The 14,472-nt window shown below is 47.6% G+C and carries 8 protein-coding genes; all 8 read right to left on the minus strand.

Going from position 1 to position 14,472, the window contains the following annotated elements:
- Positions 1 to 211: 211 nt before the first annotated feature.
- Positions 212 to 2,062 carry an ABC transporter ATP-binding protein gene (locus ACTHPG_RS13010; RefSeq protein WP_440389797.1) on the minus strand — a complete coding sequence of 617 codons (1,851 nt, stop codon included), beginning with the start codon at positions 2,060 to 2,062 and terminating at the stop codon, positions 212 to 214.
- Positions 2,059 to 3,831 (minus strand): ABC transporter ATP-binding protein, encoded by a 1,773-nt coding sequence (locus ACTHPG_RS13015; RefSeq protein WP_440389799.1) that lies wholly within the window; start codon positions 3,829 to 3,831, stop codon positions 2,059 to 2,061. The genes ACTHPG_RS13010 and ACTHPG_RS13015 overlap by 4 nt, the downstream gene beginning before the upstream one ends.
- Before the next feature lie 324 nt (positions 3,832 to 4,155).
- On the minus strand, positions 4,156 to 7,842 hold the full coding sequence (locus ACTHPG_RS13020; RefSeq protein ID WP_440389801.1) for a dynamin family protein: 3,687 nt from the start codon (positions 7,840 to 7,842) through the stop codon (positions 4,156 to 4,158).
- Positions 7,843 to 8,143: 301 nt separating this feature from the next.
- Positions 8,144 to 8,416 carry a hypothetical protein gene (locus ACTHPG_RS13025; RefSeq protein ID WP_017687779.1) on the minus strand — a complete coding sequence of 91 codons (273 nt, stop codon included), beginning with the start codon at positions 8,414 to 8,416 and terminating at the stop codon, positions 8,144 to 8,146.
- A 23-nt stretch (positions 8,417 to 8,439) separates the two neighbouring features.
- Entirely contained in the window at positions 8,440 to 9,135 is a 696-nt protein-coding gene (gene nth, locus ACTHPG_RS13030; RefSeq protein WP_253438436.1) for an endonuclease III, read from the minus strand.
- Between the two features lie 163 nt (positions 9,136 to 9,298).
- Positions 9,299 to 12,037, minus strand: coding sequence for an S-layer homology domain-containing protein (locus tag ACTHPG_RS13035; RefSeq protein ID WP_440389803.1), 2,739 nt, complete (start codon positions 12,035 to 12,037; stop codon positions 9,299 to 9,301).
- Between the two features lie 72 nt (positions 12,038 to 12,109).
- The gene (locus ACTHPG_RS13040) at positions 12,110 to 12,787 is read right to left on the minus strand and encodes a GerMN domain-containing protein (RefSeq protein ID WP_440389805.1); all 678 of its coding nucleotides are present in this window, start codon (positions 12,785 to 12,787) and stop codon (positions 12,110 to 12,112) included.
- A gap of 35 nt (positions 12,788 to 12,822) precedes the next feature.
- Positions 12,823 to 14,232, minus strand: coding sequence for an N-acetylmuramoyl-L-alanine amidase (locus tag ACTHPG_RS13045; protein ID WP_440389807.1), 1,410 nt, complete (start codon positions 14,230 to 14,232; stop codon positions 12,823 to 12,825).
- Between the last annotated feature and the right edge of the window lie 240 nt (positions 14,233 to 14,472).

A 14,472-nucleotide genomic window follows, 5' to 3' on the forward strand; every position in this document is an offset into this window, starting at 1 on the left:
TCTCCCTCCAGACAATAAACGATTGTACTGATTTCATTCTTTAAAAATATAACATACCACACTAACTAAAGATTAAAAAAACACTCCGGCTATCTTCTAACCTGTCTTCAATACATAAGATGTACTTATTATTGAAGGATCAGGCTATAGAACGCCAGAGTGTTATAAGTTCATATGTGTTCAGACGCTTCACAGACGTCCAAGAAATTCATCACAAGAATCTGTATTGAGCTTCAATTAACCCATTATAAACGCCTTGTTTTTGAATAAGCTGCTCATGGTTGCCCTCTTCTTTAATTTCACCATGATCCAGGACGATAATGTTATCTGCATTCCGGATGGTGGAGAGACGGTGAGCGACCATAAATGACGTTCTTCCCTGTAGCAGCACCTTCAATGCTTCCTGGATTTTAAGCTCTGTCTCCGTATCGATACTGGCTGTAGCCTCATCCAGGATCAATATGCGTGGATCGGCAAGGAGCGCACGGGCAAAGGATAACAATTGTCGCTGTCCCATGGATAATACGTTTCCGCGTTCCTCTACCTCAGTATCATATCCGCCAGGCAGTTTCATGATGAACTCATGTGCATTGACTGCTTTGGCCGCTTCCTCCACTTCTTCATTCGTTGCATCCAGTCGTCCAAATCGAATATTGTCACGAATGGTACCCGAGAAGATGAAGGTATCCTGTAATACAATGCTGATCTGGCTTCGTAAACTCTCTACGGTTACATCCCGCACATCCTGTCCGTCAATGGTGAGACGCCCACCGGATATGTCATAGAATCGGCTGATCAGATTGATGATCGTACTTTTACCTGATCCGGTATGACCGACAAGTGCAATCGATTGTCCCGCAGCCGCCGAAAAGCTGATTCCTTTTAACGCCTGTCTGCCCTTCTCGTATTCGAACACCACATTTTCGAACGCAATATCTCCTTTAATAGAAGGAAGTGGCTTGGCACCTGGCTTATCTGCGATACTTGGCTTTTCATCCATGAATTCGAAGATGCGCTCCGAAGATGCCATGGCAACAAGAAGCTGATTGTACATCTGTCCCAGACGGTTGATCGGGTCCCAGAAGTTGCCGACATAGTTGGCAAAAGCCACAAGCAATCCCACAGTCAACTGGTCATTTTGAATCAGATAGGCACCAAACCAGAAGAGGATCAAAGTCCCGAATCCGCCGGTAATCTCGATCAGTGGTCCGAAGCCCTGGTTCATCGCTGACGCTTTATCCCATGACTTTTTGCTGGACAGATTCATGTTGTCAAAATACTTCATGTTCTCTTTTTCCTGTGTGTAAGCCTGCGTCACGCGAATCCCCTGAATGGATTCATTCAAGTGAGAGTTAATCCGGGAGTTCTTCATGCGCACATCCTGCCAGGCACGACGGATCAGCACCCGCAGCTTGGTTGAGATAATAAACATGATAGGCACCGTAATAATTACGGCAAGCCCCAGTTTCCAGTTGATTAACAGCAAGATCACAATAATCCCGAGCAGCTGTACGCAGTCGATCATGACGTTAACTGCACCGTTGGTGAACAGATCCTGAAGGGAGTTAATATCATTCGTCACACGCACCAGTACGGAACCCGCCGGTCTTTTGTCAAAAAAGTTAAAGGACAGCTTCTGGATATGCTTGAACAGATCCGAGCGAAGGTCATAAATAACGCGCTGTCCGATAATGTTGGTCAGTTTGATCCGGTACGTATTGGCAGCCCATTGAACAAGGTACAACAACAAAATGGAGCCTGCGATAATATAAAGCATAGTCATACTTGGCAACCCTGTTGCAGGTGCGATGGCCCGGTCAATCGCCAGACTGATCAGAAAAGGTACAGACAATTTCGTAATGGTACCCAGAATCATCATTAGAATAACGAGCGGCAACAGTTGTTTCGCATAAGGTTTCATGTAGGCAAATAAACGTCCAAATTCTTTCCAGTTAAACGGTTTTTCAATAATTTCATCATCCTGATACACAAATCGTTCATTCAGTTTCTTCTCAGAGGCCCCTTTGGCCTCGCGCCTGTCTGCTATCGTTTCGGCACTCATGAATTCACCTGCTCCCCAACCTCCCGCTTCCCGCGGGCAATATAATCTGCATATTGAATTTTATAAACATCCTGGTATGGTCCAGGCACTTCAATGAGTTCGGTATGTTTGCCGCGTTGTACCACGCGACCTTCATCCAGCACCAAAATCTCGTCTGCGTGCCGCAGAGATGAAATACGGTGTGCAATAATAAATGTGGTTCTACCGCGCATAACTTCTTGGAAACCGGATTGAATCTCATGTTCCGTCTCCATATCCACGGCGCTGGTTGCATCATCAAGTACCAGAATTTTCGGATTTTTCAGCAAAGCCCTTGCGATCGCAATCCGCTGTTTCTGTCCACCCGATAATCCCATGCCGCGTTCACCCACCACTGTGTCATATCCGTCCGGGAACTCCATAATGAAGTCATGAGCCTTGGCCAGCTTGGCTGCACGGATAATCTCATCCATGGTAACATTCTTAAGTCCGTAAGAAATATTATTGCGAATACTGGATGAGAACAGGAATGTTTCCTGGAAAACAGAAGCGATCTGACTCCGCAAACTGCGAATGCCTATATCTTTGATATTTTTGCCATCCAGCTTGATCGTTCCCGAGTTGACGTTATATGCACGCATCAGAAGCTGAATGATGGTCGATTTACCCGACCCTGTGCCCCCGAGGAAACCGATTACAGAACCCGGTGCAGCATCAAAATTAATATCGGTTACCGCTGGCATTTTATTGCCGTAAGCAAAGGTAACGGATTCGAATGTCACATGGCCGTTCACCTGGTCTGCTTCCACAATGACCGGATCTTGCGTTTCTTCCACATCCACTGGCGTATTGAGCAGTTCGAGCACCCGTTCACCTGAAGCTTTGGATTGCGTGTAGTTGTTGATATGGAATCCCAGATTCCACATTGGACCGATTATGTACCAGATCAAACTGAAAAAGGCAACGAGTTCACCGAGTGTCAGGGTATTCTGTATAACCATTCTTCCACCAATTACCAGCAACAGCACGATACTCACCGAAGCAAGAATTTCCATGATCGGAAAATAGCGACTCCACAATGTTGCAGCATGAATCTGATTCGTCTTGTAACGCTCATTACGTGTGGAGAATTTCTCCACTTCATAAGGCTCACGTGCAAAGGATTTTACCGTACGCACGCCAGTGATATTCTCCTGTACCGCTGTCGTCAGTGAGCTGAGCGCAAGTCGCATCTCCTGGAACGCAGGGTGAATTTTGGATTCGAATCTCAGCGCAACGAAGGCGAGTAATGGGATGCATATGAGTGTGAACAGCGTAAGCTGCCAACTCATGGTCATCATCATGATTGCGCCGAATACGACCATCAAAACCATGTTGAGAATCTGGGCGAAACCAAATCCGATAAAGTTACGGATGGCTTCCAAATCTCCCGTGAGGCGGGACATCAGATCACCTGTCTTGGCCGTATCATAATAACGGAAGGATAAAAATTGAAGCTTTTCATAACATGCGTTACGAAGTCTGTACGCCAGGAAGTTACCCAAGCGTCCTCCAAAAAAACCGTGTAAGAATTGCATTCCCGCTTTCAAAATCACTACACCTAACACAGTCAAGGCAATTATGGGAACGTCTTCAAAAGTGCGCGGAACAATGATGTCATCAATCAGTATCCTTAGCATGTACGGATACACCAACCCAAGTGCGGTCGCTAAGGCGAGGAACAAGATTGATACAAATAAATACGTTCGCTTTTCCCAAAAAAAGGTTTGCAGTTGCCTAAGAACATCCATGTTTCTCCTCCTCTTATGTCGTTCAAAAATACTATGAACATTTATGAAGTTTATCACCGTACCCCATTCGCGGCAAAGCGAATATCAGACCATATTCTGCCTGCTTTCAGCTTATTGACGCATTAACGAAGGTAAATACCCACCTTTCAATCAAATGTTTGAATATTCTCTTTATTTCAGGTTGTTCGTGCAAAAAAAAGGCTCCCTGTATGCCTTTTCGGCAGGAGCCTTTTTGGGTTGGTTTACGCAACATTTTCAATGTGTTGCTGTATCCATCATTTTCTTTTACAAAGACTTCCAGAGAATACGCGTCATGCCTTGATTTTAACTGCGTTCAATCTGTTCCAGTTGTACAGACAAGCTGGTCCATTGCTCGGCCGGAATTCCGCTCTCCAGCGTATCTTGAATTCCGCTCACCGCCTCGTCCAGACGTTCTTCCAACTGACGGGATTGGTGTTGCAATGATTGACAAAGCTGGTTGTCATAAAACTGGATCAGCTTGTCTTGCGCGGCAGGAAGAACTTCAATGATCATCTGTTTGAGGACCGGATCAAGTGCCTCCTGTAACCGCTGACGCCCATCCCCTTCGAAGAACTGTTTCGGATTGCGGAAATAATTCAAATAGCTTTTCCATCCAGACGGTTCTTCCAGACGAACTTCTTCAAGCACAGGTGTACTCCAGCGTTCGTTCAGTGGCAGTGACACATCCACGCCCCCTGATAACTGTCTCACCTCATCTATACAATCCGTAACTTGTTTCATCAGCCAAGCCTGGCCTGCCTGTTCAAGTCTGAGGGTGGTAGCAAGCAGTTCCTGCTCCAGTTCAATGGCAACCATACGCAACAGTTCACGTCCACAGGCTGCAAAAGCGGTTTTCAGATTGCCCCGATCCTCCCGAAGTACGGATGGATGGAAAGCTTCTGCCATGAATAGGCCAAGACGGTAGGCAAGTCGCTGCCGCACATGGAAGAGCAGTTCTGCTGTTTCCTGTGACAACTCTTCCTTCATGGATCGTGCTGCGAGTTGCTGTATACGCTGGCGTGACTGTCCCTGGATGGTCTCCAGTTCATCCCGCCGCTGCTGCAATGCTTCCTCTCCTTGCGCTGCATCCTCCGCGCGTTTCTGCAAACGCTGAATGACACGTGCCATCTCTTCGGAAGCTCCGCCGACGGCAAGATCAGCCAATTCCCTGCCTGCAAATTGGTTGAACTCTTCCTCAAAACGGATAAAACCGGATTGCTCAAGCAGTTTCGAATCACCTGCCATCTTGCCTTCCATCGCCAGTATGCTGGATACAGGGAAGAGCCTTGGTGCCCGAATGCCATTACTGCGCAATTGGGTGCTCACATGATCGAGAACCTGCTCCAATTCTTCTTCGGAGGAAGAAAGGTCACTGGCATTCACGACAAAGAACATCTGATCCATGGCAGAACTGTCCTTGACACGTCCCAACTGACTCAGGAACTGGCGATCTCCTTGTGAGAAAGCATGGTTATAATATGTTACAAAAATGAGGGCATCCGCATTCTTCATATAATTGAAGGTTACACCCGTATGACGAGCATTCACGGAGTCCGCTCCTGGTGTGTCTACCAATACAATTCCTTGTTCAGTCACATCGCAACTATAGTAAAGATCAATACTGTCTACAAAGCAGGACTTCTTCTCATTTGCGACAAAGTTACGATAACCGTCCAGATCCACCAGCACATCCTGACCTAGCTGGTTCGCTGTTTCTTCCCAACCGGCTGCTGCCGCCTGTAAAAAGCTGTAATGCGGGCGGCCTGCCGGATGCACATCCTGTGGCGAGAGGGAACGTACTCGCTTCTGCCACTCGGTTCCCGGCTCGCCCAGTCCAAGCAGACGGAAGGAATAGGCGAGGTCTTCCTGGAAGGCATCCCGGGTCTTCATGCGGACCCGGGCTGTTCCATGCTCCGCGCCCCCGGCAGGAGCCATGATCCGGTTAATCGCCGCAGTTGTTGGATGCGGCGAGACAGGTAGTACAGCTTCGCCCAGCAACGCGTTGGCGAAGGAGGATTTGCCGGCGCTGAATGCTCCGAACAGCGCGAGTGTAAACGTGCCGCCCGCAAGCGAAGCCGCGCGTGCACGCAGATCCCGTACCGCCGACCCCATGGCGGGGTACGGCTCCACCAGCGCAGCAGCGGCTTCGAGCCGCGCCGCTGCTGCGTCCAGGCGTCGGCGGCGTTCAGCGCCAGCCGCCGCCGATGGCCCTGGCACCGCCGCTGCGACTGCGCGCTGCGCTGGCGGTGCCTCTGGCGTCTGTGGCTGCGCAGCCACAGACGTTGACGTGCCCGCATGCGGACCGGGTGCTTCGCCCGGTCCAGGCACCGCGGGCACGTGCGGGCCCTTCACCTCCGGCAATAGCCCGGAGGGGAGGGGGCCCGCATGGGGCAGCAGGCTGCGCAGCCCTGCTGCCTCAGCGGCGGCGCTGCGCTGGAGCGCCGTGTAGCGCGCCGCCGCCTCGGATTGCGCCAGCAGCGCTGCGCGGCTGGCGTCCAGCGCCTGGAGCGCGGCTTCGCCTCGCGCGCCCAGCGCTTCCAGCATGCGGTCGGCAAGCATCATGGCCGACCTGCGATAGCGGGCCTCTATCTCGCCCCGCACATCTTTACTGAACTGGATCACATACTCTGGAGATACCTCAGCACTGGCACTGCGTTTCATCTCCAATAGTGCTTCATCCACAGCAGGAAGCTCCGTATTGAGCGCCTGCTCCCACTCTGCTCCCCATAGCTGATGGGATTCACCTAACTGTCTCAGCATCGTACGAATATGTACTTCCACTTGTCCAGAAGCCTGATCCTGTAATAACCGCACCAGTTCAGAAGCACGACGTTGCTTCTCCTGTTCGGTCTTGCCGCCTGAGAACAATAAGCCTACCCTAAAACCCGGTTTTCGGCTCTCCAAATAGGCAGCAGCCGACGTACGAATATCGGCAGGAGTAAGATTCGCGTTCGCCAGAAGAGGCTCAAGATCTGCCCGGAATTTCTCACGCACGCGCGATGGCCCGGTACGAATGTCTGCTGCTTGTTGATCAAGAAGCTCGAGCTCCCGTTCCAAGCGTTCAATTCCTTCCTTGCCACCAATCTCATCCAGCAGAGAGTTTTCTTCGTCTTCACGTTTCTCCGCTTCTCTTGTCAGATGTTGCTCCGTTACATGACTGGCCGAACTTGCCAAACTGTGCGCAATTAATGCTTCCTTCTCTTGCATCATGTGTCCAATGAGTTCCGGAAGCACATCCCACTGGTTGTAGCGATGTTCCTTGTCGCGGAGGGAAGTAAACAACAGTCCGTCATATCTGACTTCCCAGGCTGTAAATATAGCTTCGACACCTTCGGTATATTGGTCAAAAGAAAGCTCACGTTCCCGATGCTTATCGATCTGGTTCACGATCAAAAACAACGGTTTGCCCCAATCCGACAGACTCTTGGCAAATGAAAGGTTCGTCTCGGACTGGACATGATTATAGTCCATAACATAGAAGACCACATCCGCCAGATGTAGCGCGGAATGCGTCGCGAGACTGTGTCCGCGATCTGTTGAATCCACACCTGGTGTATCCAGCAGGACAGCATCATCTTTCAGCAGCGGAATGTCATCCCATACCTCAATGGAGCTGTACGCTCCCCCATTTTTGCAATATGCCTCCAATTCCTCTGGAGAAACTTCAAGTGTTCCTGCTCCATTGTCAGCGCTTACGTTTGCAGTAGTATAGATAAGCGCTCTCGGCTTACCATTGCGTATAGATACCACATTCGCACTTGTTGGCACGGGACTAGAAGGCAGTACCCGTTTACCGCACAAACTGTTGATGAGACTCGATTTGCCTGCAGAGAAATGACCACAGAACGCAATCGTCAGATGTTTCGTTTCTGCTTTGCTGATTAAATCCGTTAAAGCCTGTACAGCCGTATGGTCCCCTGTCTGCTCCATCGCTTCACGCAGCGGAAGCAGAGGTTTGGCCATTTCTTTTGGGTAATCTGTTCTGGACATGACTGGCCTTCCCCCTGGCTCCTCTAATTTGACATCCATTTCGACGTCTATCTCTTTTACCACATTTATTTTAACATTATCATGTTTAAATTTGAACGGTTGGAATGGAATATACATGACACCTACCCTGCTTATATAAAAAAATAAAACCGAACAGGTCGGTTTTATCTCTAATAGGTTCTATATTCGGCATTTAGCAAATGCTTACGCCAAGTGTCTGTTGCATGAATGCGATGCGATCACTCTAACCACAACGATCCTCATGACATTGATACAACAGACCCTGCAGTGTAATCACTTCTTAGGAAACTGCGTTCTCCATGGAAGGCAGCAAGATTTCGAATACCTGTCCATGTTGCAGAATTGTAATGTCTCTGCCTTTGTCTCTCATCACAACAACTTCTGGTTTAACAGACATACGCTCCAGATAATGCTCAGGCACGTCGCCAGAGTGGCTTACAGTGATGCCTTCTACTTCTTTTTCTTCATTCTCAGCCATTTCCTGTTCAACGATTTGTTCAAAAATATCGGAGAAAGCCTCAAAATTGTCAGTGTACACGGAAATGCATTTCATGATTATTCATCCTTTTCTGCTCATTAATTTATTTTTCGTTTTCGGGTAATGACACGTTCCTTATCTTTCCTGATTTGGGACGTTTTCATACGTTTTTTCCCTTCCCTGCATATGTCCAGCAATGGACAGATATGACATGCAGGGTTCTGTGCCTTGCAATGGTAGCGTCCAAAAAATATAAACCGGTGGTGAGTTAAAGTCCACTCATCCCGGGGTACGCGCTTCATTAGTTTCTTTTCGACTTCAAGTACGGAGTCATCCCAACCTGCAAGTGCCAGCCGCTTGGATACACGTTCAACATGAGTATCTACCGCAATTGCCGGTACTCCAAAGGCATTGGAAACAACTACATTCGCGGTTTTCCGCCCGACACCTGGTAGCGTCACAAGCTGATCATGTTCCTGCGGTACATCTCCGCCATACTGCTCTATTAAAATTCGGCACATGTTCTGAATATGCTTGGCCTTGTTCCGGTACAAACCGATTCGCCGAATATCCTGTTCCAACTCTTCGAGAGGAACCGCCAGATAATCTGCTGGGCTTCTGTACTTCTGGAACAAATCTGCGGTTACCTTGTTCACCGTTTCATCGGTGCACTGGGCAGACAAAAGGACAGCTACTGTCAATTCAAATGCATTGCTGTGATTTAATTCGCAATGTGCATCAGGAAACATTGCTTCCATAGTTTCGAGTATATGCCTAACCGTCGCTGCATTCATGAAGAGCTACCTCCCACAAAATGACTCCACTCTGCGGAGCCTTACTTCGAAGCTTCATCCGAATACTTTGCGGGGACCTCAAAAAGCTTGCAAAAAAAACGTCTTGATGCGGGAAAGATCCCGTATCAAGACGGTCATTCTTTTGATCCTCGAAAAGAAACGATTACTGTTTTTGAATCTCCATAATAACATTGTTCAGGAGATACAATACAATATTATCATTATCTCTGAGAGATTGCACGCTTAAAGTATTGTCACCCTGGTGAACAAATACACTTGATCCGAGTGCAAAACGATAGTTTGTGTCTGCTGTCGTCTCCCGTTTAACCAGGATCTGGTTACCAACACCATCATAAGACCAGAATTGTTTACTCATGACAGTCAGCACTCTGAAGCGTGTTGAATTATCCGTATCTTTTGTCATTTCAACACGATCTCCGACCGTAAGACTAGTTAGTGAAGTTAATGTGGAACCAGATTTAACGACTTTAACCGAACCGCTAACAGGCACGGTTTCAGTCTGGCCGTTAAACTGCTTGAGCGTTACGGATGAAGCATCCACTGCTGTAACTTCAGCCAACGTACGCTTCACGACTTGAACCGCTTTTGGCGTAGCTCCTTCAAACGTTACATTAATCAGGTTGCCTACTGTCAGTTGTGAAGGCGTGATCGTCTGACCACTCTCTCCTGTCAGTACCGCTTGATCCACATAGAACTGACTTGTCAACAGATCGGATTTCACCCGAATACGACTATTTGCTTCCAAAGCAACCACTTCGAATTGAGCTACAGTATTCAGTGCAATCTTCTGCACGACATCCTGATTTGCTCCAAGCGTTACGGTAACTTTGTCACCAATCTTCAAATCTCCCAGACTTGCGCCGGATTTGTTATACATCTCAACGGTAGGTACCGTAGAATACGGTACGGTAATGGTCTGATTACCGGACAACAAGCTGATCTTCTTGCCAGAAGTATCAATGTTGCTAAGCGTACCTTCATACTTGTAAATCACTTTAACGGACAATGCACGTGTTCCCACATATGTCAGATCCAATTTGCGACCATCATTTAAGAGTGACTCCAGACCAGCCAGTGTAGGTTTGGTCGTATTATAATCCAGTTTGGTTTTCTCATCCAATGTAAATACATACGGTTTTTTGTTGTTATCCAACACGGTAAGTACCTTTGTTTTACTGTTGTATGATACTACCGTTACCCCATTCATAGGCTCCATCTGGCGTCCAATGACCTGAATACGCGTTACCTGGTCGTCAGAATTTAATGTCAACTCCACCTGATCCCCGTTCGTTGCATCCGTGATGAGATCATTTAGCGTTGCATCCTGAATGCCATTGATAATAACTTCCGGCTTTTCAGTCAGCAGTTTAGCCTCAAGTGAACCCCCTTCACGTTTGAACGTTAACGTGGATTGGTTACCACCAATCTCAACCAGTGTTCCACGTACAGATTGCTCCACACCTTGAGATAATACGATCGTTTGCAGAACGCTGTCCTTAACGGTGTATTTCACGGCACTGCCGGCTTTGAGATCAGCCACTGACAGGATGCGGTTTTGATATGTGATTAGCAGATTGTCATTGTATGCGAATTGCTCGGTAGCACCCGCTGCATTGACAAGTTTAATTGTCTTGCCAGAAGTAGATACTTCTGCAATCACACCATTGTCACTTTTGTTAACAATGCCGGATTTCACACGAATAGCGACTGTTTTTTTGTCAGCCGAGAACGTCTCGCGCTGTACTTCAATGATGCTATCTGCCGTAATATCGGATAGTTTGATTGCATTACCATTCTGGTCGATGAATGCTGTTGCGTCATCATAACTGTACGTTTCGTAATTTTCGCCTACAAAGATACCAATCTTGTTACCAGACAATGAACGTGCAAATGAACCTTCAATGCTTTCCACCTGTGGTGTAGCATCAACGACTTCCACATAGGAAGCCCCACCTGCCGAACCTACAACCATAACTTTCGTATACAACTTCACATCTGTGGATGAAGCACGAGTTTCACTGTCTTTCGTAAAGTAAGGCGTACTGCTGTTCACTGCGAAGTTAACGGCTTTGCCGTCCACAACCAGCGTGATCTGCCCATCTTTCAACCCAATCACATAACCTGTGGATGTATTTGGGTACGCTGTATCCGTCAACGATTCGCCACGACTGAAGAAGGTAGCGAGTTGAGCACGGGTTACGGAACCGGTTGGATTGAATTTGTTGCCTTCTACACCTTTGGCCAGATCCAGGCTAACAGCCAGATTGACATAACCTTTACCACTTTCAGAGATATCTGCATTATCAGCAAATCCGGTAGATTGATTGTTTTGTGCTTTCGCTTCAGCATCCTTGTCCAATGAACGGATTAGCAATTTCGTAATCCATTCCCGTGAAGCTGGCTTTTGCCCCCAGGAGGTTTTGGATACATCCACCGTGGATTCTTCCGTCTTGTCAATCAGTCCCAGTTGAAGTGCCAGCGCGACATATGGCTTGAAATAATTTCCCACTTCCATGTTTGTCGGTAATGCCGCAGCCGTGTCGGTCTTCAACTGGCCCTCTTGATTCATAAAACGGATGGCCATCGTTACAGCTTCTTGCTGAGTTACCGCGTCTCCTGGACGGAACAGGCCGTTATTACCGAGAAGAATGCCTTGATATGCCAGTTTGTACACATGTTTCTCAGCCCAGTATCCGACCTTGATGTCACTGAACAAACCAGTTGGTGCAGCCGTATTCGTTATTGCAGCAGTCTGACCCTGTCCCGTTTCTGTTGATTCTGCTGCCATGGCAGCTCCGCCGGCGCTAAGGGCCATCATGCCTGCAAGCACGGCTGATACTACTTTTTTAGAGTGTGATGGATTGTTATATTTAAAAGTCACCTATGATTCCCCTCTCTCATGTAAAACGACCCATATTCCGTGGATTCACGGTAAAACAGCATGCTGTACAGCCTATTCGGATCTTGTCATTGGATGTTCAAGATCCACATGGCCCATCAGACTTTCGGTCTGCTGACCATCCACCAGTAAATCAAGTGATTTTACTTCATCAAACTGGAAGAACGTTTGTTTTAAAGCATCCAGCGCATAAGATTCTCCACCTGCTCCAAGACGTGCCGTATCTGGCATATGAATATCCAGCGTAAGAGCTCCATCCTTGAACTGAACAGACTTCAATTCAATTTCCTTGGACCACAGCGGAACAAGTTTAGCATCTTTGCTCTGTTGCAGTGATTCAAAGGCAGCCTTATATTTGGCATCATCCGATGCATATGAAATCTCTGCCGAAGCTTTGTGCAACTCCAGTTCTTCTTCATCCGTATAGAATACAGTGATCGTTTTCTTTTCATTACTTTCAGAAGTTGCTGGCGTCTGTGTAGACGTTTCGCTTGGCGGAGTAGTTGTAGTCGTTCCCTCCGAACTGCCTTCCGTGGATTCTGTAGGTGTTGTGTTCTCTTCTGGCTCAGCAGTTACCGGTTCGGTAATGGTTTCGCCTTCAACCTCAGTCACATTGTTTTCAGTTCCTGCACCTTGCGTCTGATTCGGAGCAGCTGTTGGCTTGCTTCCACATCCAGCAGCAACTGCCATAACCGTTACCAGCAAAGCTGCAATCCATATTTTCTTGTTCATTCTAACTCCGCCTCCTCAACATAAGGGCTTGTCCCTTATTTAATTCCCAGATACTCCTTGATTCCTGCAACAATACCTTTGGCAACACTGTTTTGGAAACTTTCCGTGAACAGGGCTGCTTCGTCGCTCTTATTGCTGAGGAATCCACCTTCCAGCAGAACTGCTGGCATTGTCGTTTCACGGGTTACATGGAGACTCGCCGTTTTCACTCCACGATCTTTCAGTCCAGAAGACTGCAGAAGATACTTGTGCATCACTGTAGCAAGTGCTTTGCTGTTGGAGCGTGTATAGAATGTCTCTACACCGTTCGCAGCAGCAGGGCCACTGTTAGCATGAATGGAGATGAAGATATCCGCTTTTATGTCCTGTGCAATTTTCACACGTTCTTTCAAAGCCAAAAATGTATCATCGCTGCGGGTTAACACAACGTCAATTTTGGATTCTTTTTTCAACAAGGCTTCCACTTTCAGAGCCATTGCCAGATTGAAGTCTTTTTCCCGTTTGCCCGTTACACCGATTGCCCCAGGATCATGATCTCCGTGACCTGCATCGATAACGACAACTTTTTTGCCATTATTGCCTACTGGAGGAGCAGGTGTACCACTTTGATTATCCAGGTTAATCATGATCAGTCCGGAATCATTTTGCACACTGTACCCTTTCGAACTGGACAGATCAATTACAAAACGAAGTGTAGATGGACTGTTGCTGTATAACGAGTAACGAATCTTAGACACATCCGGATAGCCGCTAACGACGAGTTGTCCATTCTGGTTGCTGTCTAAAGCCTGTCCTTCACTGAACGAATCAGCAAATGCGGTATTCGGCAAGTCTATAACGATTCGATCTGGTCCTGTCATCGTGAAGACGTTCGGCTTCGTACTTCCGCTTGTTGCAATCATGAAGCGGTTGTCGCTGAAGCTGATGCCGTTCACCAGTACAAGACCTTCTTGATCCGATCCTCCGCCTTCATTGCCAGAGTTCGGAGGTGTGGTTGTCCCGTTTCCGGAACCTGAATTCTGGGTAACTAATGTTACCGTCTTCGTGGTGTTGTTCCAACCCACCTTAAGACCCATTTCCTCACCAATAAAACGGAGAGGCACGAGTGTAGTACCGTTTTTCACGAGTGGCGGGGCATCCAGGTTTACGTTACTGCCGTTCACCGTTGCCGTCTTCTGTCCAACAATCATCTGCATGGCAGTGTTGTCTTTGCTGATAGTCACCGTTTGTGTTTGTTGCTTCCACTCCACGCTATACCCCAGATTTTCGGACACAACCCGGATCGGAACCATCACCTTGCTGTTGATAATTTCCGCCTTCGTATCCGATGGCTGTACGATTTCTTTTCCGTCTAGGATAATTTTCGTGTCAGTTGCTGCGTGACTATAGCCCGGGAATACGAGCCCAAAGACAAATAACAGTACCAAAAAACCGAACTTCTTCATCCTTCACCCCTACCATTCTCATATTTTTTTGCCGCATGTTGTCATTTTCCAACTCCGACTGACCGCTTGGGCATTACCTGACACCTATTAGACGCCCCTCGCTCTCAAAAGTTGCGAATATATTCCAACATAACAGAAAAAAAACGTTGTCAGATCAGGCTTTTTGCACATTTTAATGTCTTATTTTTTCCTTATTTATCAAATATACATCTCTAAACAACGTACTACCCTAATCTTCAT

It is taken from the genome of Paenibacillus sp. SAF-068 (genome assembly GCF_051967555.1).
GTDB lineage: Bacteria > Bacillota > Bacilli > Paenibacillales > Paenibacillaceae > Paenibacillus.